This is a genomic window from Oribacterium sinus (assembly GCF_963553175.1).
Classification (GTDB): Bacteria; Bacillota; Clostridia; order Lachnospirales; family Lachnospiraceae; genus Oribacterium; species Oribacterium sinus_B.
In genome coordinates, this window is record NZ_CAUVME010000035.1 from 1 (window position 1) to 23,815 (window position 23,815).

The following is a 23,815-nucleotide window of genomic DNA, read 5'->3' on the forward strand; positions in this document are numbered from 1 at the left end:
AAGAGGATGAATCTCAAGAGGATGAATCTCAAGAGGATGAATCTCAAGAGGATGAGTCTCAAGAAGATGAGTCTCAAGAAGAAGAGCTTCAAGAGAAAGACCCTCAAGAGGAAGAGTCTCAAGAGGAGGAAGGTCCTTTAGAAGACGAGTCCATTACCCTTATTGAAAGAGGACTTTTCCGGGAAGAAGTGCAGGAAGATGAAGAAGAGCCGGAGGAGAAAATCCTTTCCTTACAAGAAAAGCGTAAGGAAATGGAGGAAAAGCTTGCTTTTGAGGGGGAAATTCCGGATGATCCTGATGATTTCCAGGATAAGGCAGCCATCCCTCCTACCTCTGTAGGAGAATGGAAAAAGGGCTGGCAGAAATGGAAAAAGACAGCTCCGTTAGCAATTATTCCTGCTTTGGGAATTGCTTATCTTTGTTATCAAAACTTGCCCTCTACCCAATATAACAACTTACTGAAGAAGGGAACTAACCTTGTTCAGACCGAAAAGGGAGAAGAGGCTATAGCTCTTTTAGAGGGAATGCCTTCAAACCTTACGAAGAACAGCAAATATTATCTTCTTTTGTCGGAGGCCTATGGAAAGGCCGGAAGACATCAGGAGGCGGTAAAGGCCTTAGAAGAAGCGAAAAAACTGTATCCGGAGAATACAGAGGTTCAGACAGCATTGTCTCTTTTGGATCCCAGGGTGGAATCGGATTTGCAGGGGGACAGCTTTACGGATCCTGTGGAAATCAGCTTAAAAAGCAGTGGAAAGAAAATTATTTACAGCTTAAGCGGAGGAAAAGAGGATATTCAAAAGGAAGAATATCTTGCTCCGATAAAGCTGAGCCGAAACGGTAATTACACTTTAACAGCCTATGCACAAGCCAGTGACGGCAGTATGGGAGAAAGCTACAGTAAAAGCTTTAGCATTAGTCTGGATCCGGAGAAGTATCACCTGTCCCAGTTTGTAGATGAAGAGGGAGGACGTTCCTACATCGATGAAAATGGAGATCAGGTCACCGGATGGAAGGAAATTGCCGGAAAGTACTACTATTTTGATGAAAAAGGCATTATGCAAACCGGCTTTCAAGATATCGGAGGAGAGCGATACTATCTCAATGCCGATGGAACTATGCAGACCGGCCGTCTGGACTTGGAAGGAAAGACCTACTTCTTCGATCAGGATGGACATATGATTAAGGATGCCTGGGTTGATAATCTTTACTATGTAGGGGAAGACGGCGTAATGCTTCGGAATCAGGAAAATAAGGAAGGGGTACATTTTGATGAGGATGGAAGGCGTGCCTTCCTAGCCGCTGATTTGTATGCCGCTCATCCGGACAGTATCGTCGTAGTGGAAAGTAAACAGAGAAAAGAACAGTCTTCTTACTATCTTTTCCCGGCAAAGATTTACTATCAGAAGAAAAACGGCAGAGCCAGCGGTAAAGTGGCTTATGAGACGGAAATCAAGGTTTCTAAGATGGCCATAATGAGTTACTTGGATGAGAATCTGCCCAGCATTACCGCAAAGGACGCCGTATCCTTCCTGCCGACTTTATCCATGCAAAATATTAAGCAGAATAAAGACGGTGTTGTTACAAGCTTTGCTTTTGTTTTGGGAGAGAGGCGCAGTTAAATGAATAGAAGTGTGGTGTTGGCGATTGCCATCAATGCCAAGTGGCTCCTTCCCTTCCTGCTTTTATCTTTTCTGTTTATCGTAATTCTTACAGCGGTTATCTATAAAATCATGTGGTTCCGCTTGGAAAAGATAATTAAAGAGAAAGAAAAAGAAGGTGTTGAGAAAAAAGAAGATACTGAAAGAACAGAAGAAGAGTCTTTAAAAAAGGAAGAAAAGGCGGTTTCTAGTAAAATGAATGAAGTTCTTCAGAGCGAAGAGTAGAGGAAAAAAGGGCTGAAAAAATCAAAATATTTTGATTTTTTCAGCCCTTTGCTTATACATTATTTTTATGGATTCTCTCTGAAAGTAATATTTCCCTCATCTGTCATCTCATCAATGATGGCCAAACTATAAACTTCATGACCCATTTCTCTAAGTTCCTTACCGCCGCACTGGAAGCCTTTTTCGATGGCAATACCGATGCCGGAAATTTCCGCATTGGCCTGCTTACAGATATCGATAAGACCTCTCATAGCCTTTCCTACAGCCAGGAAATCGTCAATCAGCAAAACCTTGTCCTCAGGTCCCAAGAATTTCTTGGAAAGGGTTACGGTGAAATCTTTATTGTAGGTAAAAGAATGTACAGTGGAGGTGTAAAGATCGCCGTCAAGATTTTTACTCTTTGCTTTTTTCGCAAAAACAACCGGAACATGAAAATACTGTGCTGCACAACAAGCAAGGGCGATTCCGGAAGCTTCAATGGTTAAAATACGAGTAATCCCTTTGTCCTTAAAACGCTCATAGAATTCTTTTCCCAATTCTTCCAAAAGAGAAACGTCCAACTGATGGTTCAAAAAGCTATCCACCTTTAAAATATTTCCCGGTCTGACTTGTCCATCCGCCTTGATTCTTTCTTCCAGCAGCTTCATTTGATCCCTCCATTTTATCCTTGACTCAGCCAATGATTCTACTCCTCTCAAAGTTCCCTGATTTCCTTTATTCAGGAAAACAAAAATGAACTTGTTTCAGAATAGTATGTATAGTAAAACATATTGTAGAAAAAAGAAAGGGGTTGGAAAGAAGATAATAGAGAAAAGCAAAGAAATTACGCAAATTTCGCAAAAGCAATTCCCTTTCCCGGAATAGAAGCTCATTTTTGGAAAAATAAGAAAGGAAAGAAAATGGATCAATGGAGCATCCCCATAGGGTATCAAGAGGTATTAGAAGATTATGCACAGAAAAATGCAGTGACGAAAGAAACGGCGTTTTCCAATCTGATGGATTTTATTCAATTAAAGGATCAGTATTTCTCTCAGATTTTGGTTTATATTGAAAATGCGGAGCAATACTTGGATGGGGGCGAGGAGATTCCGGAGCAGGAGCTACAGTTGGCTTATATGGAAAGCTTCGGAGAAAATACAGTAGGAGCCATGGCAAAGTGCTATTTCCGAAGATCGGAAAGCAAAGATCTTCTTTTGGCGGTGGGTTATGACAGTGAATTAAGTACCTGGGAAATTTTAAGCTTTTTCCAAAGAAAGATTCCTTCCATGGACTTAGACGGAGATACGCTGTGCCTCTACTATGTTAAGGATATGAACAGACTTCCCGAAGCAAAAAAAAGCTTCTCCCTCTTGGAAAATGAAGAAGGAGAAGAGTATTGTAAGGCGGGATATTTTCCCTCCATCTATGTAGAGGAAGATGAGGAGGAATGGGAAGAGGAGTAAGATTCCTAAGAGTGATTTTCCTTAGACCTCACTTTCTTGGCTAAATCGAATAGGATGTCCTAGTGGGAGCTATAATAGTTTCTGAAGAAATTTCGAATCTGTCCTACCTGATACAAGGAACCCAGACAAAGAAGGAGAGTTTTCTCTTCTTCTTTTTTTACGGCATTCAGATTCCATTCCAGACCTTCCTCCAAGCTTTCGGGACAACGAATTTCTCCGTCAAAGTGAGCTTGCCATTGTTCCTTTAAGATTTCAGGATTTTGGCCTCTATGGCTTTCCACCTGGAAGAAACTAAAGCTTAGGGTGTTGTTCTTTAAGAGCTCCAACATGGTCATATAATCCTTATCCGCCATAACGGAAAAGAAGATTCTCTTCTTGTAGTTCGGAAAAAGCATTTCTATAGAGCGAACCAAACTGTTTACCGCCTGGGGATTGTGGGCTCCATCAAGAATAATCAAAGGACGTTTTTTTAGAATTTCAAATCGTCCCGGCCATGTAACCGTCATAAGCCCCTGCTTTACGCAGTCCTCAGGAATGGAAATGCCTCTTTCCTTCAGACAGTCTATCGCATCACAGATGACCATAGCATTGTCCAATTGATAATCCCCCAGTAAGGACAATGCATATTCATGTCTCTCACGATAGGAAAAGTATTGGTAGCCGTTGTCAATATGGAAGGAATAGGAATGAAAATATTTGGGATTGGTAATATGTAGCTTGGCATTTTTCTCTTTGCAAATTCTTCGAATCTCTTCCATGACCTCAGGCTTCTGATGCATTAATACCACAGGAGTATCTTTTGCAATAATACCACCCTTTTCACGGGCGATTTCTTCCAGAGTATCTCCCAAAATAGCGGTGTGTTCCAAACCGATATGGGCTATAACGGACAATTCTTTATGGGGAATAACATTGGTGGCATCCAGTCGTCCTCCAAGACCTACCTCCAGGACCACATAATCTACACCCTTTTCCAGAAAATAACAAAAGGCAAGGGCTGTCAGCATTTCAAAGGAATTGGGTTTCTCCTCCTCCAAGCTTTCGCTGAGCTCCCGCATTTTTAGACAAAGTCTTTTTAAATCTTCATCGGAAATCATTTCTCCGTCAATGGTATAGCGCTCATTCATGCTTTCTATATGAGGGGAAATATACATCCCGGTTTTATAACCCGAAAGACTTAAAATCTGTTGCAGGCTTTTCGCGACGGAACCTTTTCCGTTGGAACCGGCAATATGGATAAAACGAAGCTTATTTTCCGGATTTCCGCATTTTTTCAATAAATTTCTTGTTGGCTGAAGACCCATTTTACAGCCATACCAATCATTTACCCCAAGGGTCTCCATACATTCTTCCCAAGTCATTTTAAAAATATCCTCCTTAATATAAAGAACAAAATCCTCCCATAGAAAAACAGAGTAGCGAAAACAATGAGCAGCATTGCATCCGTTACTCTGTATTATAGATGTTTTATTTTGCTATAGCATGAAAAATTTTGCGTTTTTCAAACAGCATGACTATAGCATTAATGGCAAAGTATTGAAGAATACTGTTAATCAGTACTTGAAGGACACGGAACTGCATCAAAGGAAGTAGTGGACTTCCGGTACTGAGAGTCAGTAAGTAGCTGTTGATGATTAAGCTGCAAAGCAGTTGGCTGATTATAATAGCGAGGATAATACGATATTGGCTACGATTTTTCTCTAAACACAGGCTGTAAATCACCGCAGTTAAACCTACGGAAAGAGTATAGCCCGGCATATAAGGGAAGGGAGAGAATAAAAAGCATCCCAGAATATCGGAAATGCAGGCAATTAAAACAGCCGGAACCATTCCCAGATACATAGAGGCAAAGACAATGGGGACAAAGCCGAAACCGATACGGAAATTCCATGCCTGTACCGACAGAAATCTGGTCAGAATAATCTGAATGGCAACCAGCATAGAAAAGGTGACAAGATTTTTGACATTAAACACGTTCTTATTCATAGACCGCTCCTTTCATGCGCTGTAAAGAAGCTGTCTTGCTTCCTGGCAGCGGGATGCGAGAATAAAACTGGGAACCGATTTGGTTCTTCGTCCCGACACCAACTCCCTGTGTGTTGGGCACTAACCACTTTATTCTCTACTCTGCAAAAAGTTCTAAGGGCATAGTAATGCCTATTCCGCCTTTTGTAAAGAAGAATCCCTCTAAAATCCTGCTTTTTCAAAAGGAATTTTAAGAAAATTAATGGAAGGAAATTCCATCTCAAAATATAGCTTATTTTTTCTGTTTTTTTTTTAGAAAGGAAGAAAAGATGGAACGGTTTTTCTTGTCAAAAAAGAAATAGGGGACTACACTGTAGTAGTTTTTGTGGGAGGAGGGTTCGATGAAATTAATTCGACAGGTGACATGGATCATCTTTTTTACTTTTTTGGGGGAAATGTGTAATAAGCTTTTGCCTTTACCGGTTCCGGCCGGAGTCTATGGCTTGATTTTTATGCTGATTTTCCTGATGCAGGGAATTATTCCCTTGAATGCGGTGGAGCAGGCGGGCAACTTTATGCTGGAAACCATGAGTATTATGTTTTTGCCGGCTGCAGTTGGAATTATGACCGTAACAAAATTATTGATGCCGGTTTTAGTACCATACCTTGTAATTATCGTCTTATCCACAATTATTGTTATGGCGGTTACCGGCTTGGTAAGCCAGAGAATCTTAAAAGTAACAGAGAGCAGAGAAGATAAAATCAAGGAAATGCGCTCTATGGAATCTGCACTGGAAAAGAAAGAGAAAATCCAGGAAGAAATTCGAGAGATACAGTTGGAAGATTTAAAGCAGAGCTTAAAGGGCTTGGAGGAGGAATAATGAAAGAGATTTTAATGAGTTCAGAACACTTCGGTTTTGGCTTAAGTATATTTATTTACCTTCTGGCAATACAAATCAAGCTTCGCTTAAAGTGGGACTTTTTAAATCCCTTGCTTGTCTCAACCATCATTATTGTGGGAATCCTCCTGGTTACGGAAATTCCCTATGCCAAGTATAAACAGGGTGCGGGGCTTTTGAGTTATTTTCTAACGCCGGCTACAGTCTGTTTGGCTATTCCTCTTTATAAGCAGTGGTCCTTACTGAAAAATAATTTCAAAGCCGTATTTTTGGGGATTTTTGCGGGGACTTTGAGCTCTATCGGCAGCATTTTACTGCTTGGTATATTATTTCATTTGCCCAACGAACATATTTCCACCTTACTGCCAAAATCCATTACCACGGCTATCGGTATGGGAATTTCGGAAGAAACCGGAGGATATGTAACCTTAACCGTAGCCGCCATTGTTTTAACGGGTATTTTGGGAAGTATTCTTGCAGATCTTGTTTTTCGTATTTTCCCCATTCATCATCCCATTGCCAAAGGTCTTGCTTTAGGAACCAGCGCCCATGCCATCGGTACGGCTAAAGCACTGGAGCTTGGTGAAGTGGAGGGAGCGATGTCCTCTCTGGCTATCGTGGTTGCCGGAATTCTTACGGTAATTTTGGTTCCCATAGTCAATAATGTGGCCTTTGGCTAGGACATAAAAAAGAGTAAGTCTTCCGTGCCGGGATTGTAAGAAAAATGTCCAAGCTTTTTCCCGGAAGCTTTGCTAAAATGGGGCAGAGAAATGAAATTTTAGGAGGAGCAATGAAGAAGAAAAGACTGATACTTTCCCTTGCCTTGAGTCTATCCCTGTTGGCCTATTCAGGCTTTAGTTTTGCAGACGGTCCGGATCTGGATGACCATACCACGGTGAACAGCGGTCCCGGAGTAGGTCTGGGAAAGAATGAAAATACCGTTTCCGTAGCGGATTCCTATTTGCAGGTGTACTCCGGTGTGCTTTCCGGAGAGAATGTTCCTTTGCTGAGTGACTATGGATTTTCAGGACATGGGGTGTATGGCTACAATGAGATGTCCGCCGATTTATTTAAATTAAAGGACGCCTACCCGGCATTACAGTTATCCTCCTTGGGAAAAACCCTTGACGGAAGAGAGCTGTATTGCGGTATTGTGGGAAATCCAAATGCCTCCAAGAAGATTTTGGTTCATGCCAGTATCCATGCCAGAGAATATATTGTGACCAAGGTAGCTATGCGTCAGCTGGCAAGTCTTTTGGAAATGGAAAAGAACAATCAAAGCTATGGCGGTAAAGGCATGAAGGATATGTTGCAAAACTGTGCCGTTTACTTTGTTCCCATGGTGGATCCGGACGGTGTTTCCTTGGTGCAAAACGGTTTGGCGGGTATCGGTTCTGAAGAAGTCAGAAATACGGTGCAAAGTATTGTGGCAAAAGAAAATCCTGGCGATTTAAAGAGCTATTTCCGTTTATGGAAAAGTAATGCAAGAGGAGTTAACCTCAATAAAAACTTCGATGCCAACTGGTCTATTACTGTAGACAAAAAGGGATATCCTGCAAAGGACGAGTATAAGGGTTCTGCAGTGGAATCAGAGATAGAGTCCAAGGCCTTGGCGGATTTACTTCGAAAAGAAAAATTTACCTCCACCATCAGCTACCATACTCAGGGAGAAGTCATTTACTGGTATTTCGGGCAGGGAGAGTATGTTCCGAAAGCCAGAAGATTGGCGGAAATCGTGCATAAGAATTCTTCTTATCCTGTAATTGATTACTATTCTCCTCAGCATGCCGGAGGCTTTAAGGATTTTGCAGAGCAAAAATATCAGATTCCCTCTGTGACCATTGAGTGCGGAAAGGGCGTAAGTCCTGTGCCCGAAGAACAGATTGATAAGATTTGGGATGGACAAAAGGGAATTCTTCCGGATCTGCTTTATGATTATATGAGCTAAGATGCAATAGAATATCGAAAAATTATTTCATGGGGTACGGATTGGAATCGGAGAGCTTATGCTTCCTTTTCCGGTCGGCACCTCTGTTTTTTATTCTTAACGAGTATCGCTCTCGTAGTGTGCGATATCTCGTTTTTAACGAATATTGTCCCGGATTTTGCAGTATCTCGTTTATAAGAAGGATTTCCTCCCTTTAGCTTTTTCTTGTGAAACAGCTTTTCCTTATGCTATAATAGGCAAATTAAAATAATGATTAAATTTAGGAGGATAAAATGGGGACAGAAGAGATGCTTGGAAAAGAGAATGAGCTTGAGTCCAAGAATTTTATAGAGAATTTCATCGATGAAGATTTGCGGGAGGGAAAGGTTAAGGAAATCAAAACCCGTTTTCCACCGGAGCCCAACGGTTACCTCCATATCGGACACGCCAAGTCTATTTTATTAAATTACGGCATTGCCAAGGAATATAACGGTACCTTTAATCTTCGTTTTGACGATACCAATCCGGTAAAGGAAAAGATGGAGTTCGTGGAGAGCATCCGAAAAGACGTGGAGTGGCTCGGAGCGGATTTTGAGAACAGAATGTTTTTTGCCTCCGACTATTTTCCTATTATGTATGAAAAGGCGGTTTATCTGATTCAGAAGGGAAAGGCCTTCGTAGACGATTTAACGGCAGAGGAAATCAGAGAGTATCGTGGAGACTTTACCACTCCCGGTAAGGAGAGCCCCTGTCGCAATCGTTCTATCGAGGAAAACCTTCGCCTCTTTGAGGAAATGAAGGCGGGAAAATACCAGGACGGAGAGAAGACACTGAGGGCTAAGATTGATATGGCAAGTCCCAATATCAATATGCGTGACCCGGTTATTTATCGTGTCTCTCACATGAGCCACCACAATACCGGAGATGAGTGGTGTATTTATCCCATGTACGACTTTGCCCATCCTATTGAGGATGCGGTGGAGGGCATCAGCCATTCCCTTTGTACTTTAGAATTTGAGGATCACCGTCCTCTGTATGATTGGGTGGTACAGGAGTGCGATTTCCCCTATCCTCCAAGACAGATTGAATTTGCAAAGCTTTACCTGACCAATGTGGTTACCGGTAAGCGTTACATTAAGAAGCTGGTTGAGGACGGTGTGGTAGACGGTTGGGACGATCCTCGTCTGGTTACCATTGCCGCTTTGAGAAGAAGAGGCTATACCAAGGAAAGTCTGGCACAGTTTGTAAAGCTTTCCGGTATTTCCAAGGCCCAGTCCTCCTGTGATTATTCTCTTTTAGAGTATTGTATTCGTGAGGATTTAAAGCTGAAGAGACCGAGACTTATGGCGGTATTGGATCCCATTAAGTTGGTGATTGACAACTACGAAGGGGAAGGAGAAATGCTTTCCATCCCGAATAATCTTGAAAATGAAGCTTTAGGAGAGAGAGAAGTTCATTTCTCCGGAGAGCTTTACATTGAGAGAGAGGATTTCATGCCGGATCCTCCCAAGAAATATAAGAGATTAACCATGGAAAATGAAATTCGTCTTATGGGTGCTTATTTTATCAGGGCGGTATCCTATGAGACGGATGAAGAGGGCAATGTGACTGTAGTGCATTGTACCTATGATCCTGCCACCAAGTCCGGCTCAGGCTTTACCGAGCGTAAAGCCAAGGGAACCATTCATTGGGTGGATGCCAAGACAGCATTTTCCGCTGAGGTTCGCTTATATGAGCAGTTGATTGATGAGGAGAAGGGCAAGTTAAATGAAGATGGAAGTCTTAACTTTAACCCAAACTCTCTAACCGTGAAGCAGTGTTATTTAGAGCCTGTTCTGGCGAAGGCGGAGCCTTTAGAAAGCTTCCAGTTTGTTCGTAACGGATATTTTTGTGTGGATTGCAAGGATTCTACGGAAGAAAAACCCGTATTTAACCGTATAGTTTCCTTAAAGTCCAGTTTCCAATTGAAGTAAGGAGGGATACTATGGCAAAGAAGTTTGGATCATTTGTATTTTTTGCAGCTTTAACAGGAGCTGTAGCCGGAGTGATTTCTTATTTGTACAAATACCAGAAGTTTTCCGAGGAAGTTGATAAGGACTTTACGGACGTGGTGGATTCCGCCCATGAGGTGAAGGCATCTGCCCAGAGATCCTATACCGTTCTCAAAAATTCCGTTACCAAGGAGGATTTAAAGGAAGCGGCTAAGGATTTGGGCTATGCGGCAAAGAATCTCGCCATCGATACGAAGAATTTAGCAGTGGATGCGGGAAAAGATGCCTATAGAGTGGTAAGAAATGCTTGGGATAAGAAGGAGAAATTATCCTTTGCCTCTGATGAGAAGGCGGTAGAGGATGAGGACGTGGATGTAGAATTTTACTACGAACCCGAGAACGGCCGAGAGGCTACGGATCAGGAAGGACATCAGACTCATTATGAGGATGATGAGCATCAGGGGCTGCTTGTAAAGGAAGAAGTGTAAAATGGAAAAGATTACAAGTTTTACCATTGACCACATTCATTTACGTCCCGGAGTGTATGTTTCCAGAAAGGATTCTGTGGGTGTAGAGGTGGTGACGACCTTTGACCTTCGTTTTACCCATCCCAATGTGGAGCCTGCCATGGAAAATGCCGCAATGCATGCCATTGAACATCTGGCGGCCACTTACCTTCGGAATGAGGAGAGCTGGAAGGAAAAGGTACTGTACTTTGGCCCTATGGGCTGTAGAACCGGTTTCTACCTTCTCTTAAAGGGAGATTTGGAAAGTGCCGAGATTATTTCTCTCTTAAAAAATTGCTTTAGCTTTATTCGGGATTTCAGCGGTGAGATTCCCGGAGCGACGGAGAGAGATTGCGGGAATTTCCGGGATATGAATCTGCCTGTAGCCAAGTGGTGGAGCAGAAAGTATTTAGAGGAAGTTTTAGAGAACATTTCCTATGACAATACCCATTATCCGGAATAGGGAGTGGGAAAAAGTAAAGGAGTAGTATGGGAGCAAATATAAATCATCATTATCAAGAGGTAAAGGAAAGCTATCTTTTTGCAGAAATCGCAAAGAGAATCAGAACCTGGCAGGAAAATAATCCGGAGATTAAGGACAAGTTGATTCGTATGGGTATTGGAGATGTGACTCTGCCACTTCCCAAGACTGTGGTGGATGCTTTGGCTTCCGCATCCATGGAGATGGGAAAAAGCGAGAGCTTTCACGGCTATGGCCCGGAGCAGGGATATGATTTTCTTAGAGAAAAAATCTTAAACTACTATAAGAATTTTTCCGTGGATTTGGAATTGGAGGAAATCTTCATTTCTGATGGTGCAAAGTCCGATTTAGGAAATATCCTGGATCTGTTTGCACCCGGTTCTGTAGCTTTGGTTCCGGACCCTGTGTATCCGGTGTATGTGGATACCAATATTATGCTGGGAAACAAGGTGATTTTTGCCCATTCCGGAGAAGAAAACGGATTCTTGCCTATGCCGCCCAAGGGAGAAAAGGTAGAATTGATTTATCTTTGTTCTCCTAACAATCCTACCGGTGCGGTGTATGACCATGAGGGATTGAAGGCCTGGATCAACTATGCAAAGGAAAATGACGCGGTAATTTTCTTTGATGCAGCGTATGAGTGCTTTGTAGAGGGAAATTTACCTCACTCTATATATGAGATTCCCGGGGCGAAGGAATGTGCCATTGAGTTTTGCTCATTTTCCAAGAAGGCGGGCTTTACCGGAACAAGATGCGGTTACACCGTTGTGCCTAAGGCTTTGATTCGCGGCGGTCAGTCTCTCCAGAAGATGTGGTTAAGAAGACAGACCACAAAGTTTAATGGGGTTTCCTACATTGTGCAAAGAGGCGCCGAGGCTGTCTTTACAGAAGCCGGTGAGAAGGAGATTCAGGGAAATATCTCTTACTATAAGGAAAATGCCAAGATTATTATGGAAACCTTGGATGCTCTTTCCATTTATTATACCGGTGGAAAGAATTCTCCTTATATCTGGCTTAAGTGCCCTAAGGGGATGAATTCTTGGGAATTCTTTGATTTCCTTTTGGAAAAGGGACAGGTTGTAGGAACTCCCGGAGCAGGTTTTGGAGATGCGGGAGAGGGCTTCTTCCGTTTGACAGCCTTTTCCACCAAGGAAAAGACTAAGGAAGCCATGGAAAGAATAAAGAAGTTACTGGAAGCATAACTTTCTATAAGCAAGGGATAAAGCAAAAAAAGCTTTAAAGATTTAATTTCAAGTAGATTCTATGCAATATAGGTCTGAAATAGGGGTAATCTGAGCCCGTCGGTACTTGCGAAAAACAGAAAAACTTCTGTTTTTTGCTTGGTATCCGCTATGTGGCGATGATAGCGAGAGCGTACCCCATTTCAGATCTATTTGCATGGAATCTTTTTATGCTTTTTACAGCTCTTTTTTATTTCCTATAACAGGCTATAAAAAATTTCAATGCTCATAGTTCATTTTATTTTTATAATTTTATTGACAAGAAAAAGGGGAAACTGTATATTCTAAAAATCCGATAAACATATAAACATACAGAAATGATATGTTTATATATGAAGGTTTTTTAGAGAAGAGATAAGCTGTCATTCACCTTATCTTACGTAAGAGCAGGAAAGGGGTACTATGGGTCAGGAGAAGAAGGAATTTCAAGAACGGGAAAATCACGGTCATGTGCATAGTCATGAGCATAGCCATGAGCACAGTCATGAACACAGCCATGAGCATGTTCACAATCAGGAGCACAGTCATGAACATAACCATGAACACAACCATGAACACAACCACGAGCATAGTCATGAGCATGGACAGGGGAAGACTTTGGCCCATATCCATAGCCACAGAAACCTTATAGGCTTTGATGAGCATGGTATTCCTACCATTACCTTAAAGTCCGATCATGAGGAGGATGGGGATGATAAAGCCTTTATCCGGGATTATATGAATGCGGTTTCCGCTTATCGAAAGACCTTCCCCTCCAAGCAGGATGTATTGGAGCAAACCCCGGATCCGGCAGTACGGGAATTAATCTTACGGCAGGAGCAGCTTGGCTTTGATACCACCTTTGATCGTTTTGATCAACAGCAGCCCCAGTGTAGCTTCGGTATGGCCGGTATTTGTTGTAAAATTTGTAATATGGGTCCCTGTAAAGTTACTCCGAAAAGTCCAAAGGGAGTTTGCGGAGCGGATGCGGATTTGATTGTAGCCAGAAACCTTCTTCGGTCTGCTGCGGCAGGTGTGGCTCAGCACGGAATGCATGGCCGCGAGGTAATCTTATCCTTAAAGTGGGCAGCGGAGGGAAAGCTGGATCTTCCTATTTTAGGACAGCAGAAGATTCGGGATGTTGCAAAGGCCTTCGGCATAAAGACCAGTAGAAGAAACATTAAAAAAATAGCTTCTGAGCTTGCAGATGTTTTGCTGGAGGATATGAGCCGCACGGTTCCGAAGGAGTATGAGGTTATCAAGGCTATGGCGCCAAAGGAAAGACAGGAGTTGTGGGAGAAGCTGGATATCATTCCTATCAGTGCCTATCATGAAGTCTTTGAAGCCTATCATAAAACCGGCGTGGGTACAGATGGAGATTGGAAGAGTGTCATGCAGCAATTCCTTCGTTGCGGTCTGGCCTTCACCTTCTCCGGTGTGGTGAGTACCGCCATCGCCACAGACGGACTTTTTGGTGTGGGAGACCGGGTAACCTCTAAGGTAAACATCGGTGCCTTGAAGAAAGGTTATGTGAATATTGCAGTGCACGGTCATCTTCCTACCCTGGTCAGCGAAATTGTTAAAGTCGGACAGGAAGAGCGTTTCGTGGAGCTGGCTAAGAAAGCCGGAGCCAAGGGAATTCGCTTCTATGGAATCTGCTGTTCAGGACTTTCCGCAATGTATCGTTATAGCAACGTTATCCCCTTGTCCAATGCAGTTTCTGCGGAACTGGTACTGGGTACCGGTGCCTTGGATTTATGGATTGCGGATGTACAGGATGTGTTCCCAGCAATCATGGAGGTGGCAAATTGCTTTAAAACTACGGTAATTACCACCAGTGACTCTGCAAGACTTCCGGGAGCGGAACGTTATGAATATGATCACCATCATTCCAATATCGGAGAAACCAGAGCGCTGGCGGAGAAGATTGTGCTTCGAGGAATCAAAAGCTTCCAGGACAGACAGGGAATTCCGGTTTACATTCCTCCCTACGAAGTGGAGGCGGAAGTGGGCTTCTCCGTAGAATACGTGCATAAACGCTTCGGTTCCATGGAGCCTATGGCAAAGGCATTAAAGGAAGGCAAGATTCTGGGCATCGTGAATATGGTGGGATGTAACAATCCTAAGGTATTATACGAAAAATGTATTATTGACGTAGCAAATGCTTTACTCCGAAATAATATTTTAATTTTAACCAATGGATGTGCTTCCTTCCCTCTGATGAAAATGGGCTATTGTAATATTTCCGGTCAAAGACATTGCGGAGAAAATTTAAAAGAATTCTTGGGCGCGGATTTACCACCGGTATGGCATGTGGGTGAGTGTATTGATAACACCCGCTCCACCGGTATCTTTGCAGGAATTGCCGGTGTGGAAGGGAAGAAAATTCAGGAAATGCCCTATGCCTTTACTTCACCGGAGTGGAGTAATGAAAAGGGAATCGATGCAGCCTTAGGCTTCAGATTGATGGGAGTAAATTCCTATCACTGTGTAGAAGCGCAGATTCACGGTTCGAAAAATGTCATTGAATTCCTAAAGGAAGGTACCAGAGAGACTCTTGGCTCCGTGATGTATGTAGATACGGATCCGGATAAGCTGGGAGAAAAGATTGTTGCGGATATTATAGAAAAGAGAAAGGCTTTAGGCTGGGTTGTTCCCAAGGAAATTGTGCATAAAGAACTCACCGGCGAAGAGCTGTTAGCTCAAATTTCTGTAAAAGTAAAAAAGGCGGAATAAAAGCTTAAAGAGAGAAATTAGAAAGGAGATAAGCTATGGCTTGTGTTGCAGTACCTATTGTAGAGGGGATTATAGTAAAAACGGCTGAATGGATTCTTGTGCAAAAGGAAAGAAAAGAGGAGGCAAGAACAAAAGCTTTGAAAGGGGAAGCTGAGGGAAAAAGTTTGATGAATGGGGAAAAAAGATATTCTTCCCCATTGAAAAATGGGAATTTCCCGGAAGGCGAGGCGCATTCCGCTTTAACGAATTCCGGTACTTTGGTGGGACTAAGTCTTCGGAAGAAGCTGCATCTCTTATCGAACTTTTTATTTTCCGGTTCCGTTCTTTTGGTTTTTGAACATTTTTGGCATGGGGAAATCGTTCCCTTCTTCCCCTTTTTAACAGGGGCAAGAACACCGGAGGATAGCTATACCATGTTACAGGAAATGAGTACGGTGGGCGTTTCTATGGCTCTTCTTATTACCGGAATCTGGGCAGTTTATTGCTTTGTACTGGAAAGAAAGCTGCAGAAGGAAGGAGAGAGAAATGCATCTATTGCTTAGTGTTTTTGCAACAGAATGGAGTTTTTCACGTTTTTTACGGGATAAAAACAAGGAATATGCCTATCATATTCCCTGTTTACTCTTTTTATCCGCCAGCCTGATGTGGTTTGTGGACAGTATTTTTGAATATCTGGAGAAGGGAACGGAAATATTTACTCCCAATCTGCAGGACTTGGTACAAGACGGTTTTTTGGGACTTTCCGTGATTGCTTTAGGAATCCTTATCTGGCAGGGAAAATTATTTTTGGCTTATCTTCAAAAACAGAAGAGCTCCGTTCCGAATTCAGTCGGTCATTTTTTGCGGACAGTTCATACATGCTATCCTTTTCTGTTCTCTGCTCCTGCGTTTGCTCTCGTTTGATTTCTCCCTCCGTATCTTCTTGGCACAAGCAGGACAATACCTTGATGCACCAGAGCCCGGGACATATTCAACGCCGCACACCGTACAATTTTTAGCGGGCATTGCTGCCCACCGTTTTGTAGGTATGATATGTAATTCATCGACAAAGCCGATGAATTTATAGTAAATCTTGATTTCCTGCTTCACTGTTCCGTCTGCCATCTTCTCACGCTCCGAAACAAGTATCTTGTCTATGAGTGCGTTTATAACTGTTGCATCCAGTTCTTTTAAGCCTTGATAATTTCGGATAAGGGCGAGGAAGTCACGGATTCCCCGTGATTTCTCGTAGCTTTCATTAAGAGTTTCCGTCACCTCTTTCAGCCTTGCTTCAATTTCAAGCTGCTCTTTCTGGTATTTCCCCGACATCATCTCAAAATTCCGCTCGGTAATACGCTCCATGACCTTATCCTCGTAGAGAGAGGAAAACAGCCTGTCCAGTTCCGCAAGGCGTTTGTTCAGCTTCTTACGTTCTTTCTCTAATGCTTTCGCCCTGCTCTGGTCTGTTTCCGTGAGCCGCTTTTCTATGGCCCTGACCGCCTTTTCATCATTCACTGCCATATCCGCAAAACAGTTGATGTCGGCAAGAACGGCATTGAATAAATCCCTTGCTTCTATATTGTGGGCACTACACTCGCTTCTTCCGTTTCTTGCATAATTATTACATGAATACTGTACACAGTCGATAATCTCTGGGCGTTTCCTCCTGTGTACGTTCATTGCCCGCAGAGCACATCCGCAGTCCACACACTTGATAACGCCTGCAAAAATATTTACAAATCCTCCCTTGTTCTGTGGAAGCCTACGACTTGTAATAAGCTGTTGGACAATATCAAATTCCTCCTGCGTGACTATTCCCTCATGGGTATTGGGTATCACTTCCCATTCTTCGGGCAGCTTAGAGGGGCGTTTCTTGCTTTTCATATTGGCGGCAATCCGTTTGTAGCCTACAAGATTTCCCGCATATATCGGGCTTCTTAAAATGCTCCTCACGCTGTTCCCACTCCAAATATAGCGTTTGTCCTCGTTCCCCTCAAAATGACGTTCAAAGCCTGTTTCGCCACGCTCCGCCGCATAAGCGGCAGGGCGTAGGATATGCTGTTTATTAAGATGTCTGCAAATTTTGGCAACTCCATTCCCTTTTAATGCAAGGTCGAATATCTCTTTTACAACATGTGCCACTTTATCATCTATCAGCAGATGGTTGTGGTCGGCAGGGTCTTTGATATAGCCATAAGGGGCGGTAGTTCCCATGAATTTCCCCTGTTGAAACCTCGCCCGATATGCCGATTTTATCTTAACAGATATGTCAGCGGCATACATTTCGTTTAAAATGTTGCGGAAAGGCGTGATGTCCATAGCAGATTTATTCAAGGTATCTACGCCGTCATTGACCGCTATATACCTCACGTTATGCTCTGGGAAGAAAACTTCCAGATATAACCCACAATCAAGATAGTTTCTCCCCAGACGGGATAAATCTTTCGTAATCACGCAGTTTATCAGACCGCTTTCAATGTCTTTTATCATATTCTGGAAACTTGGTCTTTGGAAATTTGTACCAGAATAACCATCGTCCACATACGTTTTTGCTATGTGCCATCCCTGCTTTTTCACATAATCCGTGAGGATGGATTTCTGTGTCGCAATGCTCGCACTCTCGTTATCCGTACCATCGTCTTTAGATAAGCGGCAATAAATGCCGACTAAATAGATTTTCTTTTCTTCTTTGATTCCTGCCATACTGTAAAACCTCCGTATCTGTCCTATCTGTTTTCATGTCCCATTGCGTACATTCTAAGCGGACAGCCCCTCATTGTCGAAGGTGTCGCCCTCGGCAATCTTCTTCCGAATATCCTCGGAGATAATCGGGACAAACGCTTCTGTAACGGTCTGTGTGCCGACATATTCACGGCTGATTATCATCTGCACTGGTGCTTTTGGCACGATACGCTTTCTCTTTTTATCTGCTTTCTTATCCTCGCCCATACTTAAATCTTCCTTTCCAGACAGGGCAGGGAAGAGTTTGGAAATGTCCCCGCCCTGCCAATCAGATACCATTAATCCTCGCTGTTTAATTCTTTCTGTAATGCTTTAAGGAGTGCCGCCGCTTCATCAGCGTTCAGCGTGATTCCCTTGCCGCACTTTTCACGGTTCGGGGAAAAGCTGCGGATGTCATACTTCGGCTCTTTCCCATTCCATGAAATGAGATTGATTTCCTTTGTGTAGCCACTGTCGCCCGTAGACAATACTGCGATTTCCTTTACGATTTCATACTGGATTTCTCTCATTCTCCATACCTCAACTCTCTGTATTTACTTCCCGAAAAAAGAAGATTAGCGGCTGTCACGGTTGCGTTTCCTCTGCAACTCACGCTCCAAAAGTTTGATGATGGTTTCCTCCATCTGCTTCGGCGTTGTGTTCTTCGGAAAGTATTTTTTCAGCTTGCTTGTGTTGATTTTCAAGGTTTCTTTCTGGTTGCCCTTTTCCTCCGTCATAATCGCAAATATCGTATCCATGTCAAGCCGCCCGCTCTGGCTTAACTGTTTCATCCGCTGTGCCTGTGAGAGTGAGGGCGTTGCTTCTTCGCTCTCCATCGTGGCAAAGAGGTTTTCCTGCTCGTCTTTCTTCAAGAAGGACAGTTCCACCGCAGGCGTGAGGGCGATTTTCCCCTCGTCCACCATCTGCAAAATCGGCGGTATCAGTTCCGTCAGGCGGATAAAACGCTGCACGGTCATCCTGCCCACGCCGAAGCCCTGTGCCACCTTGTCGTCCGTCCGCAACTTCGTCACAACTTGTGACGAGGTTAAGTCTGTGCGGAAACCCTGCCGCTTCATGGCTTCGGATTTCATCTTGTAAGCAAACGCCCGCTCCGATGGCAGGATATTCTCACGCTGCAAATTGCTGTCTACAAGGGTGATGATGGCTCGGTCACGGTCTAAGGGCAGGACAAACGCAGGCACGGTATTTATCCCTGCAAGTTCAGAAGCACGGACACGCCGCTGTCCTGCAATCACTTCATAACCGTCCCCGTCCTCTTTCGGGCGTGTGATTATCGGCGTGACAATGCCAAATTCCTTGATGCTTTCCGCTAACTCTGACAGTGTTTCATCTTCTGCCACATGAAACGGATTGTCGGGGAACGGGTACAAGTCTTTGGTCTTTAACACCTTAAAATCCTGTTTCTTCATTCACATATCTACCTTTCTTTCGCTCTGCTTCTATGATTTTTCTGCAATTCTTCCAACACTTCGGGCGGTATTTTTGACAGCAGCCGCCCCATCTGCTCGTTGGTTCTCTGCAATTCAAATATCTTCTGATTCGCTTTCTGCACCTTTAGTTCCTGCTCGTACTTTTCATCACGCATACGCCCCGCATAGTCTGATTCCTGCCCAATTCTCTCTTTCAAACTGTCGATATACGCCTGCTGTTTCCCGATTTCCTTAGAGAATTTCTCCACGTCTGGCAGCCATGCAGAGAGTAAATCTAACGCTTTATCCCTTTTCTTCCCTGCGTTAAAGGCGTTGATGTCGGATAGGGCAGACACGATTTCTTCATACTGTTTATCAAGCCTGCCGCCTAATTTATAGAGCCATGTGGGGACGTGTTTCCGCTTGGTTTCCATTGAGGACTGCCCCCGTTCAAGCTGATTCCACCGTGAGGACATCCGCTCATGGTAGGCGGTCTGCCACTCGGATAATGATTTCTGGTTGCCTAAGATAGCTTTCGCTGACAGCTTATTGTCTGGCGTAATCGGCACAAAGCAGAGGTGCATATGGGGCGTTCTCTCGTCCATATGGACGACAGCGGAGAGGATATTCTGCTTTCCAACACGCTCCGAAATGAAGTCAAGAGCCGTCTGGAAATACGCTTTTTGTTCTTCGGGCGGTAACTGGTTCATAAATTCTGGTGAAGCTGTGATGAGCGTTTCCACCATCATCACGCTGTCTTTCCTTGTCCTGCACCCCGCTTCGGCTACCATGCGGTTAATCTCTTTCTTGTAGGTGTACTTTGGTGGTGCTATGAGATGGTAATTGTTTTTAGAGCGTTCCATATCTATATCTGGGTTGCTTTTGTAGGCTTCTTTCTTCCGCTCGTTGTGGCGTTCACAAGCCGCAACGCCGCCCGCTTTTCGTTTCTGGAAACGCAGGATTGCATAAGGCATAGGCGGATTCCTCCTTTCTTTCGGCGGGTGACCGTCCTTTGGGGTGACAGCGGTGACGGTGGTGACAGCAGTTTTGGGATACCCCCTGCCGACTGCCGCAACTGTCACCCTCACCCCCTGCATGACGGTCATGTCGATGATGACGGTGTTTTTGGGATACCCCCCTCGCAAGAGCCGTCACCGTCATGCCGCCATTCTTTTATCCGAAGCCGTAAGGCGTAGGATAGCAGGGCACAGCCCTGCCTTAAGGGAGTCCAGAGGGAACGTCTGGCACACGACTTTGCAGGGCAAAGTGTAGTGTGTTACACCCTGTAAACGCAGTCGGAAAAATCGGAATGATTTTTCTGACCGCAGGGGTGGTTTTACACGACCGAAAAGGGCGAGTAAATCTCACGCCTGCATTTTGCGTTTACGGGGTGTTCTCCCGTAGGGATGACAGCGGCAGGGTATCCTAAAATCACTGTCACCACCGTCACTGCTGTCACCCGCAGGGCAGAGCCGCCAGCTTTACATGGCTTTAAGCGTCAATGACAGTAACAGGGGGGTATCCTAATATCGCTGTCACCACCATCACCGCTGTCACCCGCCCTCCTTGCAAGGGCAATCCGCCTGCCGTCTTTCCTGCGGCTGTACTGGTAGCAGATACGGTTCTCGCTTAAAAATGTGGTGCGGTATTCATTCAGCCATTTCGTAATCACCGTGGGTATGGTTTCCGTTTCCCCCATAGCGGCTAACAGTTCCGTTGCCGTGCCTATCCATTCTTCCTTATCCCTCATAAAATCCACCAACCGAAAAAGGACATCTGGTATCGTTTCTTTCGCAAGCTGCTCCTGCGTTTTCCGCTCCACAAGCTCCCAACGGCAATCACGGAAACGCAGCGTGTATTCCTGATAAGGCGTGTCCCTGCCCGTCACATACAGCTTGGCGGTGTCAGACGCACGTTTCTCCTTTTCCAGAACAAAGGTAGCGTCCGCACTCCCCGTTAATCCTGTCGTCCCAGACACCTTGTTGAACACGTCGCTGTCATTCTGCTTTCGGATGTGGTGTACGACAATGACCGCCAGAGAGTGCCTGTCGGCAAAGTCTTTGATGAGGGAGATGTCCCCATAGTCGCTTGCATAGGCATTGTCTTTTGAAGCTGTACGGACTTTCTGCAAGGTATCAATGACAATGAGCCTGCTGTCTGGGTAATCTTTCAGATAATCTTCAAGCTGCACGATAAGACCGTCTGACAGCTTGCCACGGCAAAGTGGAGCCGCCCGCTTGCTTCGTCCGTCAAACGAAATAACCTGTCCTGTATGCGGCAGAACGTGTCCTCAAGGCAGAGGTAAAGCACATCGCCCTCCATTGTCGGCATATCCCATAAAGGGATTCCCTGCGACACGCATAAGCATAGCTTCAGCATGAGCCAGCTTTTGCCTATCTTCTGTGAGCCGCAGAACAGCGATAAGCCTGTCGGGATAAGGCTGTCCACCACAAAGGATGGTTTCTCAAGCGGTTCATAAAGGAGCGTTTCGGCGTTGACTGTCTGTAACTTCTGCATGGCTTTCCTCCTTTCGGGCGGTGTCTTTGTTTTCGTTGCACATAGGCGTTGACCTCCTTAAAAATAGATTTACTCCCACGGAAAAAAGTGAGAGTATGTAATGCCGCCAATCCCACACAAATAAAAAACAGATTTCTTTTTCGGGCGGTGTCGGTCACGGTTGGAGATATTTCTTCAATTTCCGCCTTTACTTTCTCCTTTGCAATCGCAACAGATTTCTGTATTGCCGAAGCGGTGCAATGCTCCATAGCGGCGATTTGGTAAAAATTGAACTCATACTCGTAGTAGAGCAGGAAACGCCGCCTTTGTATCTCTGGAAGGCTCCCAACCGCCTTATAGAGCGTTTCATTCCGTTCTTCCTCAACCATGCGTTCATCAAGGCTCTTAGGCACACGCAACGCCCGTCTGTAAAGGGTTTCGTCCCATACCTCGTTAAACTCCCTGTGCCGCTCGTCCCATTAGAAAAGATTCCTGTTCCTGCGCTCCATCTGCCGAAACTCCATAAAGAACTGTTCCGACACTTCCAACTCGTGGGATTTGCCCTGCCCGTCCTTAAAGCTGATAAAATACCTTGTGCCGCTTTCCGTGGATTCCTCCCGAAGCGTGTATGCCTTAACCCTGTATGCCATCCTGTTGTCCTCCTGCAAAAAATGAGTGAGGGGATTTCCATCCCTCACCCAGTAGCCCGCAGGATGGCAGGCTGTTTTAGAAGCTATAAAATTTTCCGCAGCTTCTTCCGCAGATGGTCTAACCTCGCATAGATGGCACCAGTCGTCAAATGCACAAGCGGGGCAATCTCCTTTGTGGAATACCCCTGCATTTTCAGCAGGACGATTTTCAAGGTACGCCCGTCCACCGTGACTAATACTTGATAGAGATTTTCGCTCTCAATCTCTTCCAGTAACTCCGCAACCGTACCCACTTCCGCCTGCCGCTCCCTGCCTGCCATGTCCTCAAGATATTCCGCAACGTCATTCGTCCATCGGTAAAACCGCCTGTTGGAATTGAAGTCTGCCCTGTCCGCCATGCGTATCTGCTCAATGGTCGCTTCATCAACGCCGCACTCACGCAGCAGCTTTTCCTCCGCTTCTTTCCAGATACGCCATTTCCTGTCCTCCCGTCCGTGGTTGTATGCCATTCTTACTTCCTCCAATCAGAATTGATTGAGAGGGCAGAGAAAAGCCCCCTCATCTTCCCAAAGGAAAAAACAAGGGGGCTGAACGCCTTAAATTTTAATTTTCTATTATCTTTCTTAGTTTTATTAGGATTCTGGCTTTGCGTTTGTTTACAACGCTCTGGGTTATGCCCAACCTCGCCCCGACTTCACGCTCGGAAAGTCCGTCAAAAAAGATTGCCTGTATCAGCTCCTGTTCACTATCCGACAGCAAAGGCAGGGCGGCTTTCAGCCTGTCCACCATGACCGCATTGACAACGGTTTCTGCAATGTCCACCGCTTCATCAGTGATAAAGTCCAGAGGATTCCCCTCGCTGTCCGTAAATCCGTCGAGAGATAGCAGTCTATTCTTTGTATCTAATTTTTGCAGATAACGCCACCGTTCCTTGTCACGGTAGAAGTCTGTGTATTGCTCCCTCACGACTTCAAGCAGACAGCCTTGAATGGGGATAAACAGCTTGTCCATATAGGTCTGGTCGGATTCCCTGCAACGGCAGAACTCCGTGTAGGATAATTCCACATAGCCGCCACTTTCTCTGATATATACCTTTCTTGGTGCATATTTCACCATAAATACCTCCCATCTGAATTTTTGAAATGTAAAAAATCCAGATGGAGAGGCGGAGAACGACACCGCATATCAGAAACAGCCCTACGGCACTTTCCAACAAAAATCGACAAAAGAAAAACCGCAAAGGCTCTGTGACCTTTACGGTTATAGGAAATAGTAATTCTATTGTATGGAGATTGTACTTCTACTTTCAAGGTGAGAAGTACCGTTGCACTGGCAGAAATTTTTTTAACTGGTTTCCTGCCGTTCTCTGATATGCTATGTATTGATAAATTTTGCTTCGTATGAGCAGATAGATAACTGCCCGAAAAAAGGACATAAAAAAATCCCTCCAAATTTAAAAACAAATTCAGAGGGTAATTTAGGGTAT

Annotated in this window: 23 protein-coding genes, 2 pseudogenes and 1 riboswitch; of the genes and pseudogenes, 13 read left to right on the plus strand and 12 right to left on the minus strand. The window is 44.4% G+C overall.

Annotated elements, in window-relative coordinates; all coding sequences use genetic code 11:
• Both RYO92_RS08955 and RYO92_RS08960 read left to right on the plus strand, forming a co-directional pair.
• The coding region (locus RYO92_RS08955) for a cell wall-binding protein (protein WP_315370165.1) at positions 1-1,622 on the plus strand (1,622 nt) is incomplete at its 5' end.
• Entirely contained in the window at positions 1,623-1,886 is a 264-nt protein-coding gene (locus RYO92_RS08960; protein ID WP_315370166.1) for a hypothetical protein, read from the plus strand.
• Positions 1,887-1,951: 65 nt separating this feature from the next.
• Here the strand turns inward: RYO92_RS08960 and RYO92_RS08965 are convergent, their stop codons facing one another.
• Entirely contained in the window at positions 1,952-2,533 is a 582-nt protein-coding gene (locus RYO92_RS08965; RefSeq protein ID WP_315270196.1) for a xanthine phosphoribosyltransferase, read from the minus strand.
• A 252-nt stretch (positions 2,534-2,785) separates the two neighbouring features.
• Here RYO92_RS08965 and RYO92_RS08970 point away from each other — a divergent pair, with 252 nt between their 5' ends.
• Positions 2,786-3,328, plus strand: a complete 543-nt coding sequence (locus RYO92_RS08970; RefSeq protein ID WP_314345900.1) for a hypothetical protein — start codon at positions 2,786-2,788, stop codon at positions 3,326-3,328.
• Positions 3,329-3,387: 59 nt separating this feature from the next.
• Here the strand turns inward: RYO92_RS08970 and RYO92_RS08975 are convergent, their stop codons facing one another.
• Entirely contained in the window at positions 3,388-4,689 is a 1,302-nt protein-coding gene (locus RYO92_RS08975; protein WP_315370167.1) for a bifunctional folylpolyglutamate synthase/dihydrofolate synthase, read from the minus strand.
• Positions 4,690-4,795: 106 nt separating this feature from the next.
• Entirely contained in the window at positions 4,796-5,314 is a 519-nt protein-coding gene (locus RYO92_RS08980) for a folate family ECF transporter S component (RefSeq protein ID WP_314833164.1), read from the minus strand.
• A gap of 44 nt (positions 5,315-5,358) precedes the next feature.
• Positions 5,359-5,460, minus strand: a riboswitch (THF riboswitch).
• A gap of 234 nt (positions 5,461-5,694) precedes the next feature.
• On the opposite strand from RYO92_RS08980, the gene RYO92_RS08985 reads away from it, so the two are divergent.
• The 10 genes from RYO92_RS08985 to RYO92_RS09030 all read left to right on the plus strand — a co-directional run bounded on the left by RYO92_RS08985 (position 5,695) and on the right by RYO92_RS09030 (position 15,956).
• Positions 5,695-6,174, plus strand: coding sequence for a CidA/LrgA family protein (locus RYO92_RS08985; protein WP_315370168.1), 480 nt, complete (start codon positions 5,695-5,697; stop codon positions 6,172-6,174).
• Entirely contained in the window at positions 6,174-6,872 is a 699-nt protein-coding gene (locus RYO92_RS08990) for an LrgB family protein (protein ID WP_315000895.1), read from the plus strand. Before RYO92_RS08985 ends, RYO92_RS08990 begins: the two co-directional genes overlap by 1 nt.
• Positions 6,873-6,982: 110 nt before the next feature.
• Entirely contained in the window at positions 6,983-8,140 is a 1,158-nt protein-coding gene (locus tag RYO92_RS08995; protein ID WP_315370169.1) for a M14 family zinc carboxypeptidase, read from the plus strand.
• A gap of 272 nt (positions 8,141-8,412) precedes the next feature.
• Complete coding sequence (locus RYO92_RS09000; protein WP_315370170.1) at positions 8,413-10,092, plus strand: glutamine--tRNA ligase/YqeY domain fusion protein; 1,680 nt, start codon at positions 8,413-8,415, stop codon at positions 10,090-10,092.
• An 11-nt stretch (positions 10,093-10,103) separates the two neighbouring features.
• Positions 10,104-10,598, plus strand: coding sequence for a hypothetical protein (locus RYO92_RS09005; RefSeq protein WP_315370171.1), 495 nt, complete (start codon positions 10,104-10,106; stop codon positions 10,596-10,598).
• A 1-nt stretch (position 10,599) separates the two neighbouring features.
• Complete coding sequence (locus RYO92_RS09010) at positions 10,600-11,079, plus strand: S-ribosylhomocysteine lyase (RefSeq protein ID WP_314670416.1); 480 nt, start codon at positions 10,600-10,602, stop codon at positions 11,077-11,079.
• A gap of 26 nt (positions 11,080-11,105) precedes the next feature.
• Positions 11,106-12,299 carry an LL-diaminopimelate aminotransferase gene (locus tag RYO92_RS09015; RefSeq protein ID WP_315370172.1) on the plus strand — a complete coding sequence of 398 codons (1,194 nt, stop codon included), beginning with the start codon at positions 11,106-11,108 and terminating at the stop codon, positions 12,297-12,299.
• Between the two features lie 441 nt (positions 12,300-12,740).
• The gene (cooS, locus tag RYO92_RS09020; protein WP_315370173.1) at positions 12,741-15,053 is read left to right on the plus strand and encodes an anaerobic carbon-monoxide dehydrogenase catalytic subunit; all 2,313 of its coding nucleotides are present in this window, start codon (positions 12,741-12,743) and stop codon (positions 15,051-15,053) included.
• Between the two features lie 35 nt (positions 15,054-15,088).
• A complete protein-coding gene (locus RYO92_RS09025; protein ID WP_315370174.1) occupies positions 15,089-15,595 on the plus strand; it encodes a hypothetical protein in 507 nt (168 codons plus the stop codon).
• Complete coding sequence (locus RYO92_RS09030) at positions 15,579-15,956, plus strand: hypothetical protein (RefSeq protein ID WP_315370175.1); 378 nt, start codon at positions 15,579-15,581, stop codon at positions 15,954-15,956. The genes RYO92_RS09025 and RYO92_RS09030 overlap by 17 nt, the downstream gene beginning before the upstream one ends.
• Here the strand turns inward: RYO92_RS09030 and RYO92_RS09035 are convergent.
• From RYO92_RS09035 to RYO92_RS09075, 9 genes and pseudogenes are all read right to left on the minus strand, one after another.
• Complete coding sequence (locus tag RYO92_RS09035) at positions 15,879-17,735, minus strand: recombinase family protein (protein WP_001820670.1); 1,857 nt, start codon at positions 17,733-17,735, stop codon at positions 15,879-15,881. The genes RYO92_RS09030 and RYO92_RS09035 overlap by 78 nt on opposite strands.
• A gap of 54 nt (positions 17,736-17,789) precedes the next feature.
• Positions 17,790-17,981: a hypothetical protein gene (locus RYO92_RS09040; RefSeq protein ID WP_001820669.1), complete on the minus strand. Its 192-nt coding sequence runs from the start codon at positions 17,979-17,981 to the stop codon at positions 17,790-17,792.
• Positions 17,982-18,052: 71 nt separating this feature from the next.
• Positions 18,053-18,283, minus strand: a complete 231-nt coding sequence (locus RYO92_RS09045) for a YdbC family protein (protein ID WP_001206986.1) — start codon at positions 18,281-18,283, stop codon at positions 18,053-18,055.
• Positions 18,284-18,328: 45 nt separating this feature from the next.
• Entirely contained in the window at positions 18,329-19,183 is an 855-nt protein-coding gene (locus RYO92_RS09050) for a ParB/RepB/Spo0J family partition protein (protein ID WP_000743700.1), read from the minus strand.
• 8 nt (positions 19,184-19,191) lie between these two features.
• Positions 19,192-20,157 carry a MobV family relaxase gene (gene mobV / locus RYO92_RS09055; protein WP_001820668.1) on the minus strand — a complete coding sequence of 322 codons (966 nt, stop codon included), beginning with the start codon at positions 20,155-20,157 and terminating at the stop codon, positions 19,192-19,194.
• A 517-nt stretch (positions 20,158-20,674) separates the two neighbouring features.
• Positions 20,675-21,700: pseudogene (locus RYO92_RS09060) on the minus strand (AAA family ATPase).
• A gap of 154 nt (positions 21,701-21,854) precedes the next feature.
• Positions 21,855-22,329, minus strand: a pseudogene (locus RYO92_RS09065) (RNA polymerase sigma factor).
• An 83-nt stretch (positions 22,330-22,412) separates the two neighbouring features.
• Complete coding sequence (locus RYO92_RS09070) at positions 22,413-22,838, minus strand: sigma-70 family RNA polymerase sigma factor (RefSeq protein WP_000323895.1); 426 nt, start codon at positions 22,836-22,838, stop codon at positions 22,413-22,415.
• Positions 22,839-22,932: 94 nt separating this feature from the next.
• Complete coding sequence (locus RYO92_RS09075; RefSeq protein WP_105116765.1) at positions 22,933-23,442, minus strand: sigma-70 family RNA polymerase sigma factor; 510 nt, start codon at positions 23,440-23,442, stop codon at positions 22,933-22,935.
• Positions 23,443-23,815: the final 373 nt, after the last annotated feature.